Genomic DNA, 23,610 nt, shown 5'->3' with positions numbered 1-23,610 from the left:
GGCGCAACGGCGGGGCCCAAGGTTTGCGCAGCAGACTCTGGGGATTCCCGGGCACGGCCCGGGAGTCGCGACTCAGCCCTCGGCCTTGCGCAATGCGACCGCATTCATGCAGTAGCGCAATCCGCTTGGTGGCGGCCCGTCGGGGAACACGTGGCCCAGATGCGCATCGCATGTATTGCAGCGGGTCTCGATCCGCTGCATGCCATAGCTGTCGTCGCGATGGTAGGCGATCGCGTTGGACCGTGCCGGCTGGGTGAACGACGGCCAGCCGGTGCCGGAGTCGAATTTCTCGTCGGCGTCGAACAGCAGCGTATCGCAGCACACGCAGTGATAGCGGCCGGGTTCGAGCAGGCCGCACATCGGACTGCTGAACGCACGTTCGGTGCCGGCCTGGCGGGTGACGCGATACTGCTCGGGCGTCAGCTGCGCCCGCCACTCGGCATCGCTCTTCTCGACCCGGCGGGCCGGTTCGGGGTTGCCGTGGCCCGCGAAGGCGAGCACGTCCTGCCACTTCAGCATCGTCGTTCTCCAGGGCGTCGGATCGCGTGGCGGATCGCCGGTCGCGCTTCCACCACTCTGACACAGCGGTCGGGCTATGGTGGCGTCCTGCCGGAAATCCGGTCCGATGATTGGAGGTGCCGTGAGCAGCCGCAGGTTCGAGTTCGAGAACGCACAGGGCCAGGCCCTCGCCGGGCGGCTGGAGTTGCCGGCGGGTGGCGATCCTGACCGCTGGCAGTACGCACTGTTCGCCCATTGTTTCACCTGCGGCAAGGACATCGCCGCCGCCAGCCGGATCAGCCGCGCCCTGGCCGCACGCGGCATCGCCGTGCTGCGCTTCGACTTCACCGGGCTGGGCGGCAGCGATGGCGAGTTCGCCAACACCAGCTTCTCCTCCAACGTCGCCGACCTGCTCGCCGCGGCCGGGGCGCTGGGTCGGGAGTACCGTCCGCCCGGCCTGCTGATCGGCCACAGCCTCGGTGGTGCCGCGGTGCTGGCGGCCGCGCATGCGTTGCCGGAGGTCAGGGCGCTGGTGACCATCGCCGCACCGGCCACCGCCGCCCACGTCCGGCATCTGCTCGCCGATGCCGAAGCGGTCCTGCGCGACGACGGCGAGGCCCGCGTCCGGATCGGCCCCCGCGAATTCACGATCAGGCGCCAGTTCCTCGACGACCTCGACGCCAATGCCTCCGACGACCACATCGGCAAGCTGCGCCGCGCGCTGTTGCTGTTCCACTCGCCGGTCGACGAGGTCGTGCCGATCGCCGAGGCCGCGCGCATCTACAACGCCGCGCTGCATCCGAAGAGCTTCATCTCGCTGGACAAGGCCGACCATCTGCTGAGCCGGGCAGCCGATGCCGAGTACGTCGCCACCGCGCTGGCGGGCTGGGCCAGCCGTTATCTGGAGATGGATGCCGGTCTCGCCGCCGCCGATGCCGTGCCGGTGCTGCAGGCGCCGACCGCGGTCGCCGAAGGCGAGGTGCTCGTCACCGAACTGGACCGCCGCTTCCTGCGTGGGTTGTTCACTTCCACGCATGCGCAGATGGCCGACGAGCCGGTCGGCCAGGGCGGCGGCGACCAGGGCCCGACGCCGTACGATCTGCTGCTGATGGCGCTCGGCGCCTGTACTTCGATGACCCTGCGGCTGTACGCCGGGCGCAAGGGCTATCCGCTCGACGACGTCCAGGTATGGCTGCGGCACGAGCGCATCCATGCGAAGGACTGCGCCGAATGCGACCGCAAGGACGGACACATCGAGCGGATCGTCCGTCGGGTGAAGCTGTCGGGTGCGCTCGATCCGGCCCAGCGCGCCGACCTGCTGCGGGTCGCCGACCGCTGCCCGGTGCACCGGACGCTGGAGAGCGGACCGGTGATCACCACGGTCGAGGTGGACTGAGCCGCGCGGTCTCCCCATCCCTGCAAGCGGGAGGGCCCGGGGATCGCGCCCGGATGCGGCGACTTGCATCCGCCGCGCGGCAGTGGCCACATTCGGACATCACATTCCCCGGAGACCGCCCGTGCGCCTGTCCGTCCGTGCCATGCCCGCCCGTCTCGCGTCGTTGCTGCTCGCCCTGTCTGCTGCCGGTCCGGTTGTCGCGGCGGAGGCCGCGCCTGAGGTCACCGTGCTGACCGCGCACGCCATCCATACCCTGGATGCCGCCCGCCCGCGTGCCCGAGCAATGGCTTTCGACGCCGGTGGCCGCATCCTCGCGGTCGGCGACGCGGAAGCGCTCGCGCGCCGCTTTCCAGGCGCGCGGGACCTCGACCTTGGCGATGCCACGGTCGTACCCGGCCTGATCGACGCCCATGCGCACGTGGGCGGGCTCGGCTTGGCGACGCTGACCGCCGACCTGGTCGGCACGCGCGACAAGGCCGAGGTGCTGCAGCGCCTGCGCGACTTCGCACGCGATCTGCCACCCGGCGCATGGCTGCTCGGCCGTGGCTGGGACCAGAACGACTGGCCGGAGAAGACCTACCCGACCGCGGCCGACCTCGATGCGGCGTTCCCCGAGCGGGCGGTCTGGCTGGAGCGGATCGACGGCCACGCGAGCTGGGCCAACAGCGTCGCGATGCGGGCGGTCGGGCGCGACCTGTCGGGCGACTGGCAGCCCGACGGCGGCCGGATCCTCCGCGACGCCGCGGGGCGACCCACCGGCATCTTCATCGACGCCGCTGCCGCGCTGGTGGAGGATGCGCGGCCGCCGCTGGACGAAGCCACCGCCGAGCGCGCGCTGGTGCTGGGCATGCAGGCGGCGGTCGAGCACGGCCTGACCGGCGTGCACGATGCTGGCATCGGTCTGGACCAGTTCAAGCGCTACCAGCGCCTGGCCGATCGTGGCGCGCTGCCGCTGCGGATCACCGCGATGGCGGCCGGCGACGGCGACGCACTCGATGCGCTGTGCCGCGATGGGCTCTACTCCCATCCTTCCGGTCGCCTGCAGATGCGCACGGTCAAGGTCTATGCCGACGGGGCCCTGGGCAGCCGCGGCGCGGCCCTGCTGGCGGACTACAGCGACGATCCGGGCAACCGCGGGTTGATGCTGACGCCGCCGGAGGGCCTGCACGCGGTCGTTCGCAAGGCGCGCGACTGCGGCGTGCAGGTGGCCGCCCATGCGATCGGCGACCGCGGCAACCGCGAGGTGCTGCAGGCCTACGCCGACGTGCTGGGCGATGGCGCGGCCGGCGATCATCGCTGGCGGATCGAACACGCGCAGGTGCTCGCGCCCGGGGATCTGCCGCGGCTGGCGGGGCTCGGGGTGATCGCGTCGATGCAGCCCACGCATGCGACCAGCGACATGCCATGGGCGGAGGACCGCCTGGGGCCGGAACGCATCGTCGGCGCATATTCCTGGCGGCAGTTGCGCGACAGCGGCGCACGGCTCGCGCTGGGCTCGGATTTTCCGGTGGAGCCGGTCGATCCGCGGCTCGGCCTGCACGCGGCGGTCACCCGTGCCGACGCCGAAGGCGAGCCAGTGGGCGGCTGGCGTCCGGAGGAGAAGCTGACCGCGTTCGAGGCCCTGCGGGGGTTCACGCTGGACGCGGCGTATGCCGGATTCGCCGAGGACACGGTCGGCAGTCTCGCGGTCGGCAAGCGGGCCGATTTCGTGGTGCTGGCCGAAGACCCGTTGGCGGTACCGCCGGCACGGTTGCGTGGACTGGTCGTGCTGGCGACCTACGTCGACGGCGAGGCGGTCTACACGCGCGCCGGACACGCCGACTGAGTCGCGCGGCGTTCTCCCGGGCCGGAGCCGGGCACGTCCGCGGCCGCTTCAGTCGACGGGTTCCAGCGCCGTGCGCATCGGCGCCGATCCCGTGCGTCGCCAGAGCAGCCCGGCCCAGGCGAGGCCGGCGAGCGCGGTGGCGGCGCCGGCGAGCAGGTCGATCGCGTAGTGCTGACCGGTCGTGACGATGGTCGGAAACAGCAGCGTCGGTAGCCAGACCCACGGGCGCGACGCCGGGTACTGGCGCGCGAACGCGACCATCACCACCACCGGGATCGTGATATGGCCGGACGGGAAGCAGGTGTTGGGCTCGTCCAGCGCATGCAACAGGTCCCAGGCAGCACGGGTCGCGCCATCCAGGTCGTCGGGCAGGGCGGCGCGGGCGATCCGGGTCGGCCACGCCAGCCAGATCGCCACGTTCAGCCCCATCGCCACCGCATAGGCCTTGAAGGTCGCCCACAGCAGCGCGCGGTCGCGCAGGCCGAGCGCGAGGAACGGGTTGATGCACAGCAGCAGCCAGTACGGCCAGATCGTCCACGCGTGCCAGCCGATCGCGGTGTCCAGCGTGGTGAGTGGCAGCAGCGCCGGCGGCCGGGTCGGCTGTGCGTTGATCCACAGGTAGAGCGCGGTGTTGACGGAGACCACCGCCAGCACCGCGAGCAGGCGGATGCGGAACGCGACCGGGCGGGCGTCCGTTGCCCCGACGGCCATCAGGCCCCGAGTCCCGCGGTCACGCGCCGGCTTCGTCGCGGCTGTGGACGCGGCCGCGCAGCGAGTTGCTCATCGTCTCGGTGATCACCACGTCGACGAATTGCCCGATCAGGGCCGGCCCGCCCAGACGCGGAGGGACGGGGAAATTCACCGAGCGCATGTTCTCGGTCTTGCCGGTCAGTTCGTTCGGATCCTTGCGCGACGGGCCTTCGACCAGCACGCGCTGCACGCTCCCGACCATCGCTTCGGAGATGCGCTTCGCATTGGCGTTGATCGTCGCCTGCAGCCGCGACAGCCGGGCGTGCTTCTCTTCGCTGGAGACGCTGTCCTCCAGGTCTGCGGCGGGAGTGCCGGGGCGGCGCGAGTAGATGAAGGAGAACGACTGGTCGAAACCGACGTCCTCGATCAGCTTCATCGTCTTCTCGAAATCGGCATCGGTCTCGCCCGGGAAGCCGACGATGAAGTCCGAGCTGATCGAGATGTCCGGCCGCACCGCGCGCAGCTTGCGGATCTTCTGCTTGAACTCCAGCGCGGTGTAGCCGCGCTTCATCGCCGCCAGTATCCGGTCGGATCCGGACTGCACCGGCAGGTGCAGGTAGTTCGCCAGTTGCGGCACGTCGCGGTAGGCCTCGACCAGCGAGTCGCTGAACTCCAGCGGATGCGAGGTGGTGAAGCGGATCCGGTCGATGCCGTCGATCTCGGCGATGGCACGGATCAGCAGGCCGAGGTCGGCATGCTGCTGTGTGTCATCCCCTTCATCGTCTTCGAGCAGGGCGATCGGGCCCCGGTAGGCATTGACGTTCTGGCCGAGCAGGTTGATCTCGCGCACGCCCTGCGCGGCCAGCTCGGCGACCTCGACCAGCACATCCTCGAACGGGCGGCTGATCTCGGTACCGCGGGTATAGGGCACCACGCAGAACGAACAGTACTTCGAGCAGCCTTCCATGATCGAGACGAACGCGGTCGGCCCTTCGGCACGCGGTTCGGGCAGGCGGTCGAACTTCTCGATCTCGGGGAAGCTGATGTCGACCTGCGGGCGATCCTGTTCGCGGCGGGCACGGATCAGCTCCGGCAGCCGGTGCAGGGTCTGCGGCCCGAACACCAGATCGACGAACGGGGCGCGCTTGATGATCGCCTCGCCCTCTTGGCTGGCGACGCAGCCGCCGACGCCGATCAGGACCGGACGGTCGCCGTTCTTGAGGGGCTTCCAGCGGCCGAGCTGGCTGAACACCTTCTCCTGCGCCTTTTCGCGGATCGAGCAGGTATTGACCAGGATCACGTCGGCTTCTTCGGCGTTCGTGGTCAGTTCGAAGCCGTCCGAGGCGGCCAGTACGTCGGCCATCTTGGCCGAATCGTACTCGTTCATCTGGCAGCCGTGGGTCTGGATGAACAGCTTCGGGGCAGCGGGTTCCCCCGGCGCGCGAGTGCGGGCAGGGGCGGTCTGGGCCGACCCGGCGGTCGGCAGCGGATGGAGTTCGGACATGTCGGATCCCGGGAGTTCGGCGGTTATTCCGTGCCGGTCAGCACTGCGAGGTCGGGTAGTGTAGCGGCCGAAACCGGCCAAAGGTCGCGTTTCCGAGCGATGAGAGGTGGCAATCCAGCGTGTTTGGGGAGACACTCGCGGCCATGAAAGGGGGACTGGCGTTTCTGGGGATCGTCTGTCTGCTGTCCGCCGCACCCGTGGCGGCCGGCACCATTTACCGTTGCCAGGGCGCGGACGGCGTGCCCAGCTACGTCAGCAAACGGATCAAGGGCTCCACCTGCACCGCGGTGACCAGCTACCGCGGCGGACAGGCATCGTCAGTGCCCGCCTCGCCGCCGGCGCCATCGGCCGCGGTCGGCAGCGCCGCTCCCGCCGGCAGTGTCCAGGGTTCGCCCGCGTCCGCCAGTCTGCCGGCCGCGGACGGGGTCGCGATGACCAATGCCGCGCCGATCCAGCCGGTCCGGCAGGGCAGCCCGGGATCGCGGGTGGTGTCCGGTCAGGTCTATTCCTACATCAAGGACGGCGTGCGCCACTACACCAGCAGCCGGCCGCGCAACCTGGCCAACGCCGGTCCGGTACGCACCATCAACTACAGCTTCATCGAGACCTGCTACGCCTGCGGGGCCAACCGCGGCGTCAACTTCGGCACGGTGCGGCTGAACACCGCCGCCTACAGCGACGAGATCGCCGCCGCAGCCCTGCGCTACGGCGTCGAGGAGGCGGTCGTGAGGGCGGTGATCCACGCCGAGTCCGCCTACAACCCGCGGGCGATCTCGCGTGCCGGCGCCCAGGGGCTGATGCAGCTGATGCCGGCGACCGCGCGCCGTTTCGGCGTCAGCGACGCCTTCGATGCGACCCAGAACATCAGCGGCGGCGTGCAATACCTGGCGTGGCTGCTGAAGCGGTTCAACGGCGATCTCACCCTGGCCGCGGCCGGCTACAACGCCGGCGAGGGCGCGGTCGACCGGTACAAGGGCGTGCCGCCCTATGCCGAGACCCAGCGCTACGTGCAGCGTGTGGGCGTGCTCGCCGATCGCTACCGGCAGGCCATCGTCCAGCGCTGAGGGGCGTTCCGGACCGGTCCGGGCTGCACCGCGGCCCCCGCCGAAGCCCGACAGGACGCGATTGCGCGCACGGAACCGGGCCATGGATTGTCTGGCCGTTAAGGCTTCCGTTACACTTTCCCGTCTTTATTGAGCCGCGAGCCGTCGCCAGTGGCCGGCACGCGGTGGACTTCGATATTCAAGTGTTTGCGGAGTGCCGGATGGCCAACCAAGGGGTCAACGATCCTATCCACGAGCCCGTCAACGCCGGTCGACGCCGGTTTCTGACGGCGACCACAGCCGTGGTCGGCGCCGTTGGCGCGGGTATTGCGGCAGTGCCGTTCATCAAGTCCTGGAACCCGAGCGCGCGGGCCAAGCTGGCCGGTGCACCGGTCACCGCCGACATCAGCGCCCTGCAGGAAGGCCAGCGGCTGATCTACGAGTGGCGCGGCCAGCCGATCTGGATCGTCAAGCGCTCCAAGGCGATCCTCGACGCGCTGCCGACCCTGGACAGCCATCTGCGCGATCCGTTGTCGGAGAACCCCGAGCAGCAGCCGGCCTATGTGCTGCAGGGTGATCCGGAACTGCGTTCGATCAAGCCCGAGATCTCGGTCCTGGTCGGCCTGTGCACCCATCTGGGCTGCTCGCCGGAGATCAAGGCCGAGATCCGCCCCGAGCCGTTCGATCCGGAGTGGAAGGGCGGCTACTTCTGCCCCTGCCACAAGTCGCGCTTCGACATGGCCGGGCGTGTGTTCGAGGGCGTGCCGGCGCCGACCAACCTGGTCGTGCCGCCGCACCACTATGCCGACGACAACACCATCGTCATCGGCGTCGATCCCTCGCAGTCCAACACCCCGGGGGCCGCGTAAGCCATGTCCAACATCATCGCCCGTACCGCCAACAACGTCTGGGACTGGGTCAACGCGCGCGCGCCCGGCATGATGCCGGTGTACCGCAAGCACATGAGCGAGTACTACGCGCCGAAGAACTTCAACATCTGGTACTACTTCGGTTCTCTGGCGCTGCTGGTCCTGGTCAACCAGATCGTCACCGGCATCTTCCTGACGATGCACTTCAAGCCGTCGGCGGCGGAAGCGTTCTCGTCGGTCGAGTACATCATGCGCGACGTCGAGTGGGGCTGGCTGATCCGCTACATGCACTCCACCGGCGCGTCGCTGTTCTTCGTCGTGGTCTACCTGCACATGTTCCGCGGCCTGATGTACGGCAGCTACCAGAAGCCGCGCGAGCTGGTCTGGATCCTCGGCATGCTGATCTACCTGGTGCTGATGGCCGAAGCCTTCATGGGCTACGTGCTGCCCTGGGGCCAGATGTCGTTCTGGGGCGCCAAGGTGATCATCTCGCTGTTCGGCGCGATCCCGGTGATCGGCAACGGCCTGGTCGAGTGGATCATGGGCGACTACCTGCCCGGCGACGCCACCCTCAACCGCTTCTTCGCCCTGCATGTGATCGCGTTGCCGCTGGTGCTGCTGCTGCTGGTCGTGCTGCACCTGGGCGCGCTGCACGAGGTCGGCTCCAACAACCCCGACGGTGTCGACATCAAGAAGGGCCCGAAGGGCAACCGCTGGGATCCGAACAAGCCGGCCGACGGCATCCCGTTCCACCCGTACTACACGGTCAAGGACCTGTTCGGCGTCGGCTTCTTCCTGATCATCGCCGCCTTCATCATCTTCTTCGCGCCGGCGTTCGGCGGCTGGTTCCTCGAACACGACAACTTCGTCGAGGCCAACCGTCTGGTCACGCCCGAGCACATCAAGCCGGTCTGGTACTACACCCCGTACTACGCGATGCTGCGCGTGGTGCCGGACAAGCTGGGCGGCGTGATCGTGATGTTCGCCGCGATCGCGATCCTGTTCCTGGTGCCGTGGCTGGACCGGGCCAAGGTCAAGTCCTACCGCTACCGCGGCATCCTCTCCTGGATCATGCTGCTGGCGTTCGCGCTGTCGTTCCTGTGGCTGGGCAAGATCGGCGCCGGTCCGGGTACCGACATCGTCGAAACCTACATCGGACGCGGCCTGACCTTCTTCTACTTCGCCTTCTTCATCACCATGCCGGTGTGGACCAAGCTCGACAGGACCAAGCCGGTGCCGGAACGGGTGACGATGCATGACTGACGTGATGCAGGTCCCTCTGCAAGAGCCCGCACGCCACGGTGCGGACTTCTCAATCAAGAGCCAGTCTTCCCAGATGATGCGTACCCTCAAGAAGCTCGCCATCCTCGCTGCCGGCCTGCTGGTCTCGGCCAGCGCCCTTGCCGCCGCCGGCGGCGACCTGCAGCAGGCGGGCACCGACCTCGGCGACAGCGCGTCGCTGCAGCGCGGCGCCAAGCTGTACATGAACTACTGCTCGGGCTGCCACTCGCTGAAGTACCTGCGCTACTCGCGCATGGCGGAGGATCTGGGCCTGAGCGAGGAAGAGGTGATGGACAACCTCAACTTCACCGGGGTCAAGTTCGGCGAGCAGATCAATGTCGCGATGACCGCGGAACAGGGCAACGCCTGGTTCGGCAAGATGCCGCCGGACCTGAGCCTGATCGCCCGGTCGCGCGGCAGCGACTGGGTCTACACCTACCTGAAGTCGTTCTACCTGGACGAGTCGCGCCCGCTGGGCTGGAACAACAAGCTGTTCCCGAACGCCTCGATGCCGAATCCGCTGTGGGAGCTGCAGGGTCTGCAGCACGCCGAGTTCGGCGAGCTCGACGAGGCGACCGGCGAGCGGCCGGTCGCCGGACTGAAGGTCACCCAGGCCGGCCAGCTCAATGCCGAAGACTTCAGCCAGGCCGTCCGCGACATCACCGCATTCCTCGAGTACGCCGGCGAACCGGCCGCGCTCAAGCGCCAGAGCATCGGCGTCTGGGTGATCCTGTTCCTGGCCGCGTTCACCTTCCTGGCCTGGCTGCTGAAGAAGGAATTCTGGCGCGACGTGAAGTAAGGCTCGCGTGGCGCTTCAGGGCGTGCCGGTCGGCGACCGGACGCCTTCGCGTGCCGGAGCCGCCCCGGGGGCGGCACTTTACGGGCGCACGCTGAACGGGCAGGCTCGGGGTCCTGGCGACCGTCCACAAGGGGTGGACGGCGTCTTCATGACCGGGGCGTGATCATCACCGCCGGTCCCTGGAGAGGTCGATGATGGCGGCGAGCCCACGTATGCGTAATGCCCTGACTCTGTTTTCCTCGACCGATTGCGTGCTGTGCCATCGGGTCAGGCTGGTGCTGTCCGCGAAGGGCGTGACCTACGACCTGATCCCGGTCGATCCGCAGAATCCGCCCGAGGATCTGGTCGATCTCAATCCCTACCACTCGGTGCCGACGCTGGTCGAACGCGAGCTGGTGCTGTATGCCGCCAGCGTGGTCAGTGAATATCTCGACGAGCGCTACCCGCACCCGCCGCTGATGCCGGTCGATCCGCTGTCGCGCGCGCGTCTGCGCCTGGCGATGCTGCGGCTCGAGCACGACTGGGTGCCGCAGGTACAGGCGATCCAGCTGGGCAACAAGGCCCAGGCCGATGCCGGGCGCAAGCGCCTGAAGGAACTGCTGACCGCGTCGGTGCCGCTGTTCAAGGCCAGCAAGTTCTTCCTCAACCCGGAGATGAGCCTGGCCGACTGCGCGATGGCGCCGATCGTCTGGCGCCTGCCGGCGCTGGGCGTGCCGCTGCCGAAGGACGGCAAGGCGATCGAGGACTACGGCAACCGGATCTTCCGCAGCCCGGGCTTCGCCCGCAGCCTGACCGACGACGAGCGCAAGCTGAACGAACTGCCGGTTTGACCGCCGCGGACATTTGCCGACGGTTCCAGTCGGAAGGAATGCCACCGTCGCCATCCGGGGATCGGGTGTAACCTGTCGGAACCCGACCGGCAGGCCGCGCCGCGGCCGGCCTCATCATCTTCTCCCCCGGCGGCACGACCGCCGGCATCACGTTGCCAACGACATGCCTGCAAGCGATTCCCCGCCCATGACCAGCCACCGCCCTTACCTGCTGCGTGCGCTGTACGAGTGGATCGCCGACAACGGGATGACGCCGCACCTGCTGGTGGATGCGACCCGGGCCGGAGTGCAGGTGCCGCTGCACGCGGTCAAGGAGGGACGGATCATCCTCAACGTTGCCGAGCGCGCGGTGTCGAGGCTGGAGATGGGCAACGAGCTGATCCGTTTCAGCGCCCGCTTCGGCGGCGTCAGCCATGCGGTGGTGGTGCCGGTCGAAGCGGTGCTGGCGATCTACTCGCGCGAAACGGGGCAGGGCATGGCGCTGCCCGAAGACGCCGCGGTCGGTGGCGACGCCCCGACAGGCGACGAGTCCGACACGTTCCAGGAGAGCGGCGGATCGGATGCACCCGAGGACTCCGGGCAGGCTCCGGCCACGACGCCGTCGCTCAGCGCGGTCCCGGGTACGCCGTCGTCCGACGACGATGACGACACCCCGCCCAGTGCGCCACGCCGCACCGGGCACCTGCGCATCGTCAAATAGGGCTTCCGGAGCCATCCTCACCGCCGCTCTCGACCGGTCCGTGCAGCGGTGCTGCCACCATCCGCCAGGATCCGGACGGCATCCCTCGGGTTCGGTCCCACAGAGGCTTCCCGCAGGAGCGGCGCAAGCCGCGATGGAACCTCCGGCGAAAGCCGGTCGCGGCTCATGCCGCCCTTGCGTCAGTTCCCGCTTTCGCGCGGCGGCATCACCGGTCCACTAAAGGTCACCAGCCGGCCACCGCGCAAGGTCATCCTCCCGCTATGGCGGTCGTCGCCATTGAGCGAGTAGTCGAAGCGGAACGTCCGTTCCAGCCCCATGCGGCCGTCGTCGTGGCGGGACAGGCGCATGCCGATCACGTGCACGGTCTGGTCCAGCCATTGCACACCGGCGGCCCGGCAGGCTTCGCGTCCAAGACGTTCCGCCTGCTCCGCGGCGGCACGGGCGGCATTCCACCAGGCATAGCCGAGGGCGCCGAGAATCATCAGCACGATTGCGGTGGGCATGGCGGTCGCGTTGTCGGTGGGTGGAAGTGAGGCGGCGGTTGCCGGTTGTGGTCGGGGCGGCCATCGATCGATCAAGACGACCTGTGTCGCTTCATCGCCGCGGCGGCGGACCGAGCTTGAGCGAAAGATCGATCGCCCGGACGTGCTTGGTCAGCCCGCCGATCGAGATGAAGTCCACGCCGTCCTCGGCGATCGTCCGCAGGCCCGCCAGATCGACCCCGCCGGACACTTCCAGCGGAATGCGGCCATCGAACGGAGCGCCGCGGGCGATCACGACCGCCTCGCGGCGCATCGCCGGGCTGAAGTCGTCGATCAGCACGCGGTCGCAGCCTTCGGTCAGCGCTTCGCGCAGTTGCTCCAGCGACTCGACCTCGACGATCAGCGGCAGCTCCGGGTGCATCCTGCGCGCGGCCCGGATCGCCGCGGTCAGCGAGCCGGCCGCCCGCACGTGGTTCTCCTTCAGCATCACCGCATCGAACAGTCCCATCCGGTGGTTGAAGCCGCCACCGACGCGTACCGCGTACTTCTGCGCCTGTCGCAGGCCGGGAAGGGTCTTGCGGGTGTCGAGGATGCCGGTCCCCGTACCGCGTACCGCGTCGACGTGCGCGGCGGTGATCGTGGCGGTGCCCGACAGGGTCTGCATGAAGTTGAGCGACGCGCGCTCGGCGCTGACCAGCGCGCGATTCCGCCCCTGCAGCGTCGCCAGTACCGTGCCGGCGGCGACGCGGTCGCCCTCGTCCACGCGCCAGTCGATCCGCACCTCGGGATCGAGCGCGCGATGACAGGCGTCGAACCACGGCCGGCCGCAGACCACGGCGTCCTCCTTGCACAGCAGGTAGGCGCAGTCGGGAGCGTCGGGCAGCAGCGCGGCGGTGACGTCGCCGCTGCCGATGTCCTCGGCCAGCGCGGCGGCGACGTCGGCCGCGATCCGCTCGGCCGGAGGCGCAGAAACCGCGGCTGCCGCCGCAGGAGCGCTCATGGAGCGCCGAGGCCTTCGACCTGGGCGGTCGCGATCGCGTCCTCCGCAAGCAGCACCGGAATGCCGTCGTCGATGCGGTAGACGGTCTTGCGGTCGCGGGTAACCAGTGCTTCGGTCAAAGGTTCGGACTGTGGGCCGCCGCCGTCGCGGACGATGCCGCCGGCCGCGATCGCGGCGTTCAGCGCCGCCAGGCCGGCGGCGTCCAGCAGCGACAGCGGCTGGCGTGTGGTGGGGCAGACGAGCAGGTCGAGCAGCTTGCGGTCCATGGGGTTCCTGGTCGTTCGTTGGAGCTGGCGAAGCCGGATGCCCGGCCGGGGCGGGGCATCCGGCTCGCGGGAGATACTGCGCCGGATGTGGAGTTTTGCCGGATCGGGTGACGGGTTCCTACCGGGTAGCGGGCGGGAAGCCCTAGAATACCCGGCTTCGAACAATGTTCCGACGTTGGGCCAAGCCATGACAGACAGCAAGGCCGATCCCGCCCCGCTGGTGGGCATCGTGATGGGGTCGCGATCCGACTGGGAGACCATGCAGCATGCCGCCGCGCGGCTCGAGCTGCTGGGCGTGCCGCACGAGGTCCGCGTGGTCTCCGCCCATCGCACGCCGGACGTGCTGTTCGAGTACGCCGCCAGTGCAAGGCAGCGCGGCCTGCGCGCGATCATCGCCGGCGCCGGCGGCGCCGCGCACCTGCCGGGCATGCTGGCGGCCAAGACGCTGGTGCCGGTGCTGGGCGTGCCGGTGCAGAGCAAGGCGCTGAACGGCATGGATTCGCTGCTGTCGATCGTGCAGATGCCGGCCGGAATCCCGGTCGCGACCTTCGCGATCGGCAATGCCGGCGCCGCCAATGCCGCGCTGTTCGCGGCGGCAATGCTGGCGGTCGAGCAGCCGGAGATCGGTTCGGCGCTGGACGCGTTCCGCAGGAAGCAGACCGAAGACGTCGCTGTCAACGACGATCCGCGCCGATGAGCGGGGCCGGCAGCGCGAAGGCCGGGGAGCGGCCGATGACCACCGTCGGCATTCTCGGCGGCGGCCAACTGGCGCGGATGATGGCACTGGCGGGCGCGCCGCTGGGCCTGCGCTTCCTGGTGATGGATACCGCCGCCGACGCCTGCGCGGGTCAGTTCGCGCCGATGGTCGTCGGCGACTACCGGGACGAGGCAGCACTGGCCGAGTTCGCGTCGCGGGTCGACGTCGCCACCTTCGATTTCGAGAACGTGCCCGCCGAGTCCGCCGAATGGCTGGCCGGGCGTGTCCCTGTGTTCCCGAATCCGCGCGCACTGGCGGTGGCCCAGGACCGGCTCGCCGAAAAGACCCTGTTCCGCGAGCTCGGCATTCCGGTGCCCGCGTTCGCCGCGATCGACAGCCGCGACGCACTGGAAGCGGCGATCGCCGAGGTCGGCACGCCATGCATCCTGAAGACCCGCCGGCTCGGCTACGACGGCAAGGGTCAGTTCCGTGTGAAGTCGCCGGCGGATCTGGATGCCGCCTGGGACGCGCTGGGCGCGCAGGCCGCCACCGTCGGGCTGATCGTCGAGGGCTTCGTCGCCTTCGAACGCGAGCTGTCGGTGGTCGCGGTGCGCAGCCGCGAGGGCGAATTCCGGACCTGGCCATTGACCGAGAACTGGCACGTGGACGGCGTGCTGTCGGCCAGCCTGGCGCCGGCCCGGGTCGACGCGGAGCTGGAGGCGAAAGCCGTCGCGCACGCGCGCAAGCTGGCCGAGGCGCTGGGCTACGTCGGCGTGTTCGCACTGGAGCTGTTCTGCCGCGACGGCGAGCTGCTGGCCAACGAACTCGCTCCGCGTGTGCACAATTCCGGCCACTGGACCCTCGAGGGCAGCGAGACCAGCCAGTTCCAGAACCACCTGCGCGCGGTGCTCGGCCTGCCGCTGGGCGAGACCCGGATGCTCGGCCACGCCTGCATGCTCAACTGGATCGGGGCGATGCCGGATCCACTGCCGGTGCTCGACGAGCCGGGTGGGCACTGGCACGACTACGGCAAGTCGCCGCGCGCCGGGCGCAAGGTCGGCCATGCGACATTGCGCGCGGACAGCACGGACGCGCTGGCCGAGACACTGGAGCGGGCCGGACGGGGACTTGGCCGCGAAGCCCAGGTTGCGCCGGTGGTCGGACGCCTGCGCGGCTGAGCCGGGTTCCGGGGAGCCGGCGATGAGTGCCGTGCCGATCGACGTCGCCAGCCGCGAAACCGCCGATTTTCTCGCGGCGGAGCTGCCTGCCGGCGCATGCGTGCTCGAGGTCGGCTGCGGTGCTGGCGGCCGCGTGCGCCTGCCTGCCGCTCGGGGCGCCGGTCCTGGTCGAGGATTTCGCTCCCGAGCTGGTGGACGAGGCGACGCTGGACTGGTTCGCCGGCGTGCTGCGCTCGCCGGCGGCGCGGGCGCTGCTGCAGCCGCCGCAAGGCAGCATGGTCGCCGTTCTGCGGCAGGCCGGGGATCCGTTCCCTGGCAGGCCGATCGCGCCCGCCACCGGGTGCATCCGCTGGAGGCGATGCGCGCGGCGATGGCGGACCGCGTCGGACCTGTGCGTGAGACGACGGTGCCGTACTTCTACCGCTACCTGATTCCCGCGCTGCCGGTGCGCGAAGATGCGGCGGCCTGGGTCGAGGTCGTGTTGGAGGAGGAACGCAGGCGCATCGCCGGCGGCGAGATCGTAGCTCTCGGGCGCCGGCTGGCCGCCCCGGTACGACGGGCCTGAAGAGGTGTGCCGCAACGAAAACGGCCGGGTTGCCCCGGCCGTTCGTGTATTCGTGCGGAGGAAGATCGCCGCTTACTTCATCTGCGACGCGACGAAGTCCCAGTTGACCAGGTTCCAGAACGCCTCCACGTACTTCGGGCGGGCGTTGCGGTAGTCGATGTAGTAGGCGTGTTCCCACACGTCGCAGGTCAGCAGCGGGGTGTCGTCGCCGGTCAGCGGGGTCGCCGCGTTGGAGGTGCTGACCAGCGCCAGCGAGCCGTCCGGGCGCTGCACCAGCCAGCCCCAGCCCGAGCCGAACGTGGTGACCGCGGTCTTGGTGAATTCTTCCTTGAAGGTCGCGAAGTCGCCGAACGCCTTGTTGATCGCGTCGGCCAGCTTGCCGGTGGGCTCGCCACCGCCGTTCGGGGACAGGCAGTTCCAGTAGAAGGTGTGGTTCCAGACCTGGGCCGCGTTGTTGAACATGCCGCCCTGCGACTTGCGGATGATCTCCTCGAGCGGCAACTCGGCGAACTCGGTGCCTTCGATCATCTTGTTGAGGTTGTCGACGTAGGTCTTGTGGTGCTTGCCGTAGTGGTAGTCGAGCGTCTCGCCGGAGATGTGCGGTTCCAGTGCGGCGCGGTCGTAAGGAAGGGCGGGCAGTTCGATCGCCATGGGGGACTCCTTTTGGCTGGGTGACTCGACCCCGGGCGCCTGGCCCGGCGTCATGGCTGAAGGGAGGCCGTCGGTGGCAGCCGTGCGGCTGCATCGGGGACTCTGCGAAGGATTACAATGAGCGATTGTATCCCCACGCCCGTGGACCGTGCCCATACCGGTTCCGGGAAAATTTGTCCCAGGAGCGTCACATGTCCGTGTTCGAACGGATCCAGGCCGAAGTCGAAGGCCATCCGATCGTGTTGTTCATGAAGGGAACCCCGCAGTTCCCGATGTGCGGCTTTTCCAGCCGCGCGGTGCAGGCCCTGAAGGAGGCCGGGGCGACCGACCTGCGCACCATCAACGTGCTCGAGGATCCGGAGGTGCGCGCCAACCTGCCGCGCTTCTCCAATTGGCCGACCTTTCCGCAGCTCTTCATCAACGGCGAGCTGATCGGCGGCTGCGACATCACGCTCGAGCTGTTCGAATCGGGCGAGCTGGCCCGGATGATCGGCGAGACCCAGGCGGCCGGGACTGCTACGGGCGCGGAAAGCCGCCGCCCGTGAGCGGAACGGTTCCGACGCAGCCGTCCATGACGGCTGGCGGGCAGGCCGCGGCAGCGCGGGCCCTCGATGGGCGCGTGGTACTGATCGCAGGCGCCCACGGTGGACTGGGTGCGGCGGCTGCGCAGGCCTGCGCGGCCGCCGGCGCGACGGTGGTCCTGCTGGGCCGCAAGCTGCCCAAGCTCAACCGCGTTTACGATGCGCTCGCCAGGACCGGGCCGGAGCCGCTGCTGTACCCGCTCGATCTGGAAGGCGCGTCGCCCGACGACTACGCCGAGCTGGCGGCCCGCATCGAGGCCGAGCTGGGCCGGCTCGACGGCCTGCTGCACTGCGCTGCCGAATTCCGCGGCCTGACCCCGCTTGCACAGACCGACCCGGCGACGTTCGCGCGTGCGATCCACGTCAATCTGACCGCGCGCTGGTGGCTGACCCAGGCCTGTCTGCCGCTGCTGGCGAAGTCGGCGGATCCGGCGGTGGTGTTCGCGATTGATGATCCCGTGCGCGTCGGCCAGGCCTACTGGGGTGGCTATGGGCTGGCCCAGCACGGACTCGCCGCGCTGGTCGGCATGCTGCAGCAGGAGCAGGGCAGCGGACCCGTCCGGATCAGCGGACTGCAGCCGGGACCGATGCGCACGCCGCTGCGGTCGCGCGCGTATGCCGACGAGACCGACAGCCGCACCTGCGATCCGGCTCTCTACGCGCCGGCATGCGTGACCCTGCTATCGTCCGCCGGCGAGGCCTACCGGGGACGGGTGTGGATGCCCGAACCGGGCCGGGGGGGCTGATCCGCCACGCTGTCGGCCCCGTCGCCCATGAGAACGGTGGGATCCGGTATCCAGCGGCGCATCGGGTGCCGGACTTCCGCGCTCGTCCGGCTGCGGCGTCCCTGGCGTGGCATGAAGCGCCCGAAAACAACGAAGACCGACCATGACCATCGCGTCCGCCGCCCTGCTGCTGTTCCTGATCCTGGATCCGCTGGGCAACATCCCCGTCTTCCTGAGCCTGCTGCGCAACCTGCCGCCGCGCCGCCAGCGGATCGTGCTCGCGCGCGAGCTGCTCATCGCGCTGGCGGTGCTGATGATGTTCCTGTGGGGCGGCAAGTACGCGCTGGAGCTGATGCACCTGCGCCAGGAATCGGTCGCGATCGCCGGCGGCATCGTGCTGTTCCTGATCGGCATCCGGATGATCTTTCCGCCGCCGGAAGGCCTGATGGGCGAGCTGCCCGACGGCGAGCCGTTCATCGTGCCGATGGCGATCCCGCTGGTCGCCGGACCGTCCGGCATGGCCGCGGTGATGCTGATGGGCAGCAATGAGCCTGCCCGGTTGGCCGACTGGAGCCTGGCACTGATGATCGCCTGGGGCGCGACCGCGGCGATCCTGTTCTCGGCCACCCTGCTGTACAAGCTGCTGGGCCGGCGCGCGCTGACCGCGATCGAGCGGCTGATGGGCATGCTGCTGGTGGCGATCTCCGTGCAGATGTTTCTGGACGGGCTGGGAACCTACCTGCAGATTTCAGCGCCGTGACAGCAGATGCGCCCCGGAATTGCCTGAATCGGCGTTTTGCGGGCGATTTTCGTGGAAGTTGGATCCTCGTCACGCCCCTGTCACATTCCCGCCTTAGCGTGTTAAAGTGCCGTTAACCCGGAGGGGGCGCATCGCGTCAGCCGGGATTTCTGGGTGCCAAGGAAATCAATTCGCTGCAGGCGGCTTCCGGTTTTGGCCGGGGAAGCGGCCGTCTGCGCCCAACCCCGTGTAATTGAGGCTCACGTCCAATGACTCACAACAACCGTGTCCGGCTCTCCAGGCTGACCATCGGTCTGCTCGCCGCTCTCGCCACTGCGCCTGTGTTCGCCCAGGCCACCTCCGCCGGTGTCGGCGGTCGCGTCGTCGGTACCGACGGCCAGCCGGTCGCCGGCGCCGAAGTCACCATCACCCATACCGAGTCGGGCACCGTCAGTCGCGCCGTCACCGGCGCCGATGGTCGCTACAACGCCCGCGGCCTGCGCGTCGGCGGTCCGTACACGATCACGATCAATGCGGCGGGTGAGGGCACGGGCGGCCAGGATGGCGTCTACCTGAACCTGGACAAGGTCAACCAGGTCGACGTGACCCTGGCCGGCGGCGACGTGACCACGCTGGAGTCGGTCGAGGCCATCGCCGGCGTCTACGGTTCGGACGTGTTCAGTGCGACCAAGATGGGCGCCGGTTCGAACGTGACCCGCGAGCAGATCGATGCCTTCCCGTCGATCCAGCGCAATCTGCAGGACTACGCCCGCCTCGACCCGCGCGTCGCCCAGACCGACAAGTCGCGCAACGAGATCTCGGTTGGCGGCCAGAACCCGCGCTACAACGCGATCCGCGTCGACGGCATCAGCACCAACGATGCGTTCGGCCTGGAGTCCAACGGCCTGCCGACCCCGAAGCAGCCGTTCTCGATGGACACCATCGAGGAAATCGCGGTCGACGTCGCCAACTACGACGTGACCATCAACGGCGGCGTCGGCGGCGTGATCAACGCGGTCACCAAGTCCGGCACCAACGAATTCCACGGCTCGGTGTACGGCACCTACCGTGACAACAGCATGGTCCGCGACAACGAGGACGGCAGCGACTTCTCGGGCTTCGAGGACGACTTCGTCTACGGCGCGACCATCGGTGGTCCGATCGTCAAGGACAAGCTGTTCTTCTTCTTCAACTACGAGAAGCAGGAAACCGGCGCTCCGGGCCCGACCTTCGGTCCGATCGGCTCGGGTGCGTCGAACATCGTCGACATCACCCAGGCGGACATCGATCGCGTTCGTCAGATCGCCCAGGGCTACGGTTTCGATGCCGGCCAGTACGGCGTCGGCGGTGCCGATACCACGGCCGAGGAGTACGGCCTGAAGATCGACTGGAACATCAACGACAACCATCGCGCGAGCTTCCGCTACGGCACCACCGACCAGAGCATCGCCAACTTCCCGGGTTTCGGCAGCAGCCAGATCGCGCTGAACACCTATTCCTACCAGCGCGACTTCGAGCTCGACAGCTACACCGCGCAGTTGTTCAGCGACTGGAACGACGTGTTCTCGACCGAGGCTAAGGTCTCCTACCGCGACTACTCGGCCGTGCGCACCCCGCCGAGCGCGTTGCCCGCCATCGCCATCGCTATCCTCAACCCGGACGGCACGGACGACAACACGCTTAACCTCGGCACCGAGGAGAACACCCACGCCAACGTCCTCGAGACCGAGACCTGGAACGCGTTCTTCGCCGGCAACCTGTTCATCGGCAACCACACCATCAAGTTCGGTGCGGACTACGAGAAGAACGACATCTACAACCTGTTCGGCCGTCGCAGCAACGGCGTCTACGAATTCGACAGCATCGACGACTTCGAGGCCGGCCGACCGAGCTTCTTCCAGTACTACCATCCGCGCGACGGTATCATCGACAACACCGCCGCGGTGTGGGGCCTGGAGAACCTCGGCCTGTTCGTGCAGGACACCTGGGCGGTCAACTACAACCTGACCCTGACCTTCGGTCTGCGCTACGACGAGCCGATCGTCGACGACAAACCATTCCATAATGCTGCCGCCGAGCAGGCGTTCGGTTACAACAACAGCGACACCATCGACGGCAATGGTCTGTGGCAGCCGCGCTTCGGCTTCAACTACACCTTCGACAGCGAGCGTCCGGCCCAGCTGCGCGGCGGCTTCGGCCTGTTCCAAGGCGCGGCGGCCAACGTTTGGCTGTCCAACCCGTTCACCAATACCGGTTTCGGTTACACCGACTACACGCTGTTCAATGGTCTGCAGACGCCGTGCAATACGCCGGACGGGCGTTGTTTCGTCGCCGATCCGAATGGCCAGCTCGCTCTCATTCCGGCGGGCTCGACCGGCGGCACCCAGTCGATCGACTTCGTCGATCCGGAGCTGGGCCAGCCGGCGGTGTGGAAGGCCAACCTGGCGCTCGACTCCGAGCTGCCGTGGTGGGGCATCGTCGGCGCCGCCGAACTGGTGCTGACCCAGGTCAAGGAGGCGATCTACTACCAGCATCTGAACCTCGGGGCTCCGACCGCTTATGGCCAAGACGGCCGGCCGATCTTCTGGAATGATGCCGGCCGCGATCCGGCGAACTTCAACCAGTTCGGCAACGACAGCAATGGCGCGAGCGAGCGTGCAAACCGCAACCGCGATTTCGGCGACGCGATCATCGCCCGTCCGACCAGCAAGGGGCAGTCGCAGCAGCTGACCCTGTCCTTGAACAAGCCGTTCAACGACAGCGACTGGATGTGGCAGCTGGCCTACACCTACACGAACGCCGAGGAGGTCAGCCCGCTGACCAGCTCGACCTCGGGCTCGCAGTGGGGCAACAACTTGGTGTTCGATCCGAATGAAGAAGTCTCCAGCCGCTCCAGCTACGAGATCCGCGATCGCATCACCGCTGCGGTGAGCTGGAAGCACGCGTTCTTCGGCGACTACAACACGATGGTGTCGATGTTCTACGAAGGGCGCAGCGGCCGTCCGTACAGTTATGTGTTCGACAATGACGCCAACGGCGACAACCGCTTCGGCAACGATCTGCTGTACATCCCGAAGGGCCCGGGCGACGTGCTGTTCGGCTCGCCGGAGGAAGAGGCCGCGTTCTGGAACTTCGTCTACGGCAACGAGTATCTGAACTCGCACCGTGGTCAGGTCGCCGAGCGCAACGGCGCGACCTCGCCGTGGGTCAACCAGTTCGACATCCGCATCTCGCAGGAACTCCCGGGCTTCTGGGAAGGCCACAAGTCGGAAATCTGGCTGGACATCCTCAACGTCGGCAACCTGCTGAACAAGGATTGGGGACAGATCGAGGAAGTCGGTTTCCCGTTCGGTCGCGGCGTGGTCGAGTATGGCGGCATCGATCCGGCCACCGGCAAGTACGTGTACCGGTTCAACAATCCGGACAGCCTGCGCATCTACGACGACCGTGGCATCTCGCGCTGGTCGCTGCAGGTGGGCTTCCGCTACAAGTTCTGATTGCGGAACGGCCGCTGGCGAATGCCGGTGGCGGGCTCGAGAACGGCCGGGGGCGACCCCGGCCGTTTTTTATGGGCGACCGTTGGGATCGGGAGGTTGCTGTGGCGGAGGTCGCATGCGCGGCCGGAGTGGTCCGATCACATGCCGACCCGGGATGGGACCGCGTCGCCGGCGCCGGGCGTGAACGGTCGGTCCGGCTCGCAGGCCGGTCGTGTGGGAAAGCACCCGCGACAGGTGCGGCGCGTGTCCCCGGACAACCTGCTAGAGTCGGTCGGCTACGAACGGGAAACGAGAGAAAGGAAGAGAAAAGAGAATGAGTACCGCCCCCCACACCCCCGGCTTTCACGCGCCACTGCCAACGGTCAACGCCCGCATCTATCCCAGTGGAGGCCTCGACGTGCTGTCGCGGGACGAGGTCGCGCGCCTGCGCGACGCCTCGACCGGCATGCACGACCTGCTGCGGCGCTGTGCGCTGGCGGTCCTGACCACCGGCAGCATGTCCGACGATCCGCGTGCGGCGCAGGCGCAGTACCCCGACTTCGACATCCAGGTCCACCAGCAGGACCGCGGCATGCGGATCGACCTGAGCAACGCGCCGGGGATGGCGTTCGTCGATGGCGAGATCATCCGCGGCGTCGCCGAGCTGCTGTTCGCGGTGGTGCGCGACCTGGCGTTCCGCGCGATCGAGCTCGGTGAGGACGGCGGCCGCGATCTGGAGAGCAGCGACGGCATCACCGACGCGGTGTTCGGACTGCTGCGCAACGCGCGCATCCTCGAGCCGGCCGACCCCAACCTGGTCGTGTGCTGGGGCGGTCACTCGATATCGCGCGAGGAGTACATCTATACCAAGCAGGTCGGTTACGAGCTGGGCCTGCGCGGACTCGACATCTGCACCGGTTGCGGACCGGGTGCGATGAAGGGGCCGATGAAGGGGGCCAACATCGCCCACGCCAAGCAGCGCCGTCGCTATCCGCGCTACATCGGCGTGACCGAGCCGGGCATCATCGCCGCCGAGTCGCCGAACCCGATCGTCAATCACCTGGTGATCATGCCGGACATCGAGAAGCGCCTGGAGGCGTTCGTCCGCATCGGCCACGGCATCATCGTGTTTCCGGGCGGCGTCGGTACCGCCGAGGAGATTCTCTACCTGCTCGGCATCCTGCTGCGCGAGGAGAATGCAGGTCTGCCGTTCCCGCTGATCTTCACCGGCCCGACCGCATCGGCGCCGTATTTCGAACAGATCGATCGTTTCCTGCGGCTGACCCTCGGCGAGATCGCGACCTCGCGCTACGAGATCATCATCGCCGATCCGGCCGAGGTCGCGAAGAAGATGACCGCCGGCATCCGCAAGGTGCGCGAACACCGGATCGCGCAGAAGGATTCGTTCTTCTTCAACTGGTCGGTCGACATCCCGCTGGAGTTCCAGCAACCGTTCCGGCCGACCCACGAGGCGATGGCCGCGCTCGACCTGCACAAGGGGCGCAAGCCGCACGAGCTCGCCGCCGATCTGCGTCGCGCGTTCTCCGGCATCGTCGCCGGCAACGTCAAGGAGGAGGGCATGCGCCACATCGACGAGCGCGGGCCGTTCGAGATCCATGGCGATCCCGAGATGATGCAGTCGCTGGACGCGCTGCTGCGGGCCTTCGTCGAGCAGCGGCGGATGAAGATCCAGGGCGACTACCAGCCCTGTTACAGGGTGATTGCCTGAGCGCAGGCGTCCGGCACCGGGGGGGGGGGGGGGAAAGGCCCCCCCCCCCCCCCGGGACAAGGGCCCCCCCCCCCCACCCCCAAACG

The 23,610-nt window shown here is 68.3% G+C and carries 23 protein-coding genes; 16 read left to right on the top strand and 7 right to left on the bottom strand.

The annotated features are described in order from the left end of the window. Positions 1-72 precede the first annotated feature (72 nt). Complete coding sequence (msrB, locus tag L3V18_RS11330) at positions 73-519, bottom strand: peptide-methionine (R)-S-oxide reductase MsrB (protein WP_237054939.1); 447 nt, start codon at positions 517-519, stop codon at positions 73-75. A gap of 121 nt (positions 520-640) precedes the next feature. Here msrB and L3V18_RS11325 point away from each other — a divergent pair, with 121 nt between their 5' ends. After that, positions 641-1,894 carry a bifunctional alpha/beta hydrolase/OsmC family protein gene (locus L3V18_RS11325; RefSeq protein WP_237054937.1) on the top strand — a complete coding sequence of 418 codons (1,254 nt, stop codon included), beginning with the start codon at positions 641-643 and terminating at the stop codon, positions 1,892-1,894. A 121-nt stretch (positions 1,895-2,015) separates the two neighbouring features. Then, positions 2,016-3,719: an amidohydrolase gene (locus L3V18_RS11320; RefSeq protein WP_237054935.1), complete on the top strand. Its 1,704-nt coding sequence runs from the start codon at positions 2,016-2,018 to the stop codon at positions 3,717-3,719. Between the two features lie 48 nt (positions 3,720-3,767). On the opposite strand, the gene L3V18_RS11315 is transcribed toward L3V18_RS11320, so the two are convergent. Together L3V18_RS11315 and miaB are read right to left on the bottom strand one after the other, a co-directional pair. Next, positions 3,768-4,430 (bottom strand): phosphatase PAP2 family protein, encoded by a 663-nt coding sequence (locus L3V18_RS11315; RefSeq protein WP_237054933.1) that lies wholly within the window; start codon positions 4,428-4,430, stop codon positions 3,768-3,770. Between the two features lie 19 nt (positions 4,431-4,449). After that, positions 4,450-5,913 (bottom strand): tRNA (N6-isopentenyl adenosine(37)-C2)-methylthiotransferase MiaB, encoded by a 1,464-nt coding sequence (gene miaB, locus L3V18_RS11310; RefSeq protein WP_237054931.1) that lies wholly within the window; start codon positions 5,911-5,913, stop codon positions 4,450-4,452. Between the two features lie 143 nt (positions 5,914-6,056). On the opposite strand from miaB, the gene L3V18_RS11305 reads away from it, so the two are divergent. The 6 genes from L3V18_RS11305 to L3V18_RS11280 all read left to right on the top strand — a co-directional run bounded on the left by L3V18_RS11305 (position 6,057) and on the right by L3V18_RS11280 (position 11,435). Next, a complete protein-coding gene (locus L3V18_RS11305) occupies positions 6,057-6,977 on the top strand; it encodes a lytic transglycosylase domain-containing protein (RefSeq protein WP_237054929.1) in 921 nt (306 codons plus the stop codon). Between the two features lie 200 nt (positions 6,978-7,177). After that, on the top strand, positions 7,178-7,825 hold the full coding sequence (petA, locus tag L3V18_RS11300) for a ubiquinol-cytochrome c reductase iron-sulfur subunit (protein ID WP_237054927.1): 648 nt from the start codon (positions 7,178-7,180) through the stop codon (positions 7,823-7,825). 3 nt (positions 7,826-7,828) lie between these two features. Next, positions 7,829-9,088 (top strand): cytochrome b, encoded by a 1,260-nt coding sequence (locus tag L3V18_RS11295; protein WP_237054926.1) that lies wholly within the window; start codon positions 7,829-7,831, stop codon positions 9,086-9,088. 76 nt (positions 9,089-9,164) lie between these two features. Next, positions 9,165-9,905 carry a cytochrome c1 gene (locus tag L3V18_RS11290; protein ID WP_237055302.1) on the top strand — a complete coding sequence of 247 codons (741 nt, stop codon included), beginning with the start codon at positions 9,165-9,167 and terminating at the stop codon, positions 9,903-9,905. Positions 9,906-10,099: 194 nt separating this feature from the next. Next, positions 10,100-10,735, top strand: coding sequence for a glutathione S-transferase N-terminal domain-containing protein (locus tag L3V18_RS11285; protein ID WP_237055300.1), 636 nt, complete (start codon positions 10,100-10,102; stop codon positions 10,733-10,735). Positions 10,736-10,898: 163 nt separating this feature from the next. After that, positions 10,899-11,435 (top strand): ClpXP protease specificity-enhancing factor, encoded by a 537-nt coding sequence (locus tag L3V18_RS11280; RefSeq protein WP_237054924.1) that lies wholly within the window; start codon positions 10,899-10,901, stop codon positions 11,433-11,435. A 179-nt stretch (positions 11,436-11,614) separates the two neighbouring features. On the opposite strand, the gene L3V18_RS11275 is transcribed toward L3V18_RS11280, so the two are convergent. From L3V18_RS11275 to L3V18_RS11265, 3 genes are all read right to left on the bottom strand, one after another. Further along, the gene (locus tag L3V18_RS11275; RefSeq protein ID WP_237054922.1) at positions 11,615-11,938 is read right to left on the bottom strand and encodes a DUF3301 domain-containing protein; all 324 of its coding nucleotides are present in this window, start codon (positions 11,936-11,938) and stop codon (positions 11,615-11,617) included. A 91-nt stretch (positions 11,939-12,029) separates the two neighbouring features. Further along, entirely contained in the window at positions 12,030-12,917 is an 888-nt protein-coding gene (nadC, locus tag L3V18_RS11270; RefSeq protein WP_237054920.1) for a carboxylating nicotinate-nucleotide diphosphorylase, read from the bottom strand. Then, positions 12,914-13,183 carry a Trm112 family protein gene (locus L3V18_RS11265; RefSeq protein ID WP_237054918.1) on the bottom strand — a complete coding sequence of 90 codons (270 nt, stop codon included), beginning with the start codon at positions 13,181-13,183 and terminating at the stop codon, positions 12,914-12,916. The genes nadC and L3V18_RS11265 overlap by 4 nt, the downstream gene beginning before the upstream one ends. A 187-nt stretch (positions 13,184-13,370) precedes the next feature. Between L3V18_RS11265 and purE the strand changes: the two genes are divergently transcribed. The 3 genes from purE to L3V18_RS11250 are packed head-to-tail and all read left to right on the top strand — an operon-like array spanning position 13,371 to position 15,623. Beyond that, complete coding sequence (purE, locus tag L3V18_RS11260; protein ID WP_237054916.1) at positions 13,371-13,880, top strand: 5-(carboxyamino)imidazole ribonucleotide mutase; 510 nt, start codon at positions 13,371-13,373, stop codon at positions 13,878-13,880. Between the two features lie 35 nt (positions 13,881-13,915). Further along, complete coding sequence (locus tag L3V18_RS11255) at positions 13,916-15,058, top strand: 5-(carboxyamino)imidazole ribonucleotide synthase (RefSeq protein WP_237055299.1); 1,143 nt, start codon at positions 13,916-13,918, stop codon at positions 15,056-15,058. A gap of 22 nt (positions 15,059-15,080) precedes the next feature. Further along, positions 15,081-15,623, top strand: a complete 543-nt coding sequence (locus tag L3V18_RS11250; protein ID WP_237054914.1) for a hypothetical protein — start codon at positions 15,081-15,083, stop codon at positions 15,621-15,623. 72 nt (positions 15,624-15,695) lie between these two features. Here L3V18_RS11250 and sodB read toward each other — a convergent pair whose 3' ends face one another. Further along, positions 15,696-16,274 carry a superoxide dismutase [Fe] gene (gene sodB / locus L3V18_RS11245; protein WP_237054912.1) on the bottom strand — a complete coding sequence of 193 codons (579 nt, stop codon included), beginning with the start codon at positions 16,272-16,274 and terminating at the stop codon, positions 15,696-15,698. Between the two features lie 191 nt (positions 16,275-16,465). Here sodB and grxD point away from each other — a divergent pair, with 191 nt between their 5' ends. The 5 genes from grxD to ppnN all read left to right on the top strand — a co-directional run bounded on the left by grxD (position 16,466) and on the right by ppnN (position 23,524). Further along, positions 16,466-16,819, top strand: a complete 354-nt coding sequence (gene grxD / locus L3V18_RS11240; RefSeq protein WP_237054910.1) for a Grx4 family monothiol glutaredoxin — start codon at positions 16,466-16,468, stop codon at positions 16,817-16,819. A 26-nt stretch (positions 16,820-16,845) separates the two neighbouring features. Beyond that, entirely contained in the window at positions 16,846-17,601 is a 756-nt protein-coding gene (locus tag L3V18_RS11235; protein WP_237054908.1) for an SDR family NAD(P)-dependent oxidoreductase, read from the top strand. Between the two features lie 142 nt (positions 17,602-17,743). After that, positions 17,744-18,340, top strand: a complete 597-nt coding sequence (locus tag L3V18_RS11230; RefSeq protein ID WP_237054906.1) for a YhgN family NAAT transporter — start codon at positions 17,744-17,746, stop codon at positions 18,338-18,340. Positions 18,341-18,588: 248 nt separating this feature from the next. After that, on the top strand, positions 18,589-21,816 hold the full coding sequence (locus L3V18_RS11225; protein WP_237054904.1) for a TonB-dependent receptor: 3,228 nt from the start codon (positions 18,589-18,591) through the stop codon (positions 21,814-21,816). Positions 21,817-22,129: 313 nt separating this feature from the next. Beyond that, the gene (ppnN, locus tag L3V18_RS11220) at positions 22,130-23,524 is read left to right on the top strand and encodes a nucleotide 5'-monophosphate nucleosidase PpnN (RefSeq protein ID WP_237054902.1); all 1,395 of its coding nucleotides are present in this window, start codon (positions 22,130-22,132) and stop codon (positions 23,522-23,524) included. The last annotated feature ends 86 nt before the right edge of the window (positions 23,525-23,610 follow it).

It is taken from the genome of Marilutibacter chinensis (assembly GCF_021725675.1).
Lineage (GTDB): Bacteria > Pseudomonadota > Gammaproteobacteria > Xanthomonadales > Xanthomonadaceae > Marilutibacter > Marilutibacter chinensis.
This window is presented reverse-complemented; position numbering and strand designations above follow the sequence as displayed.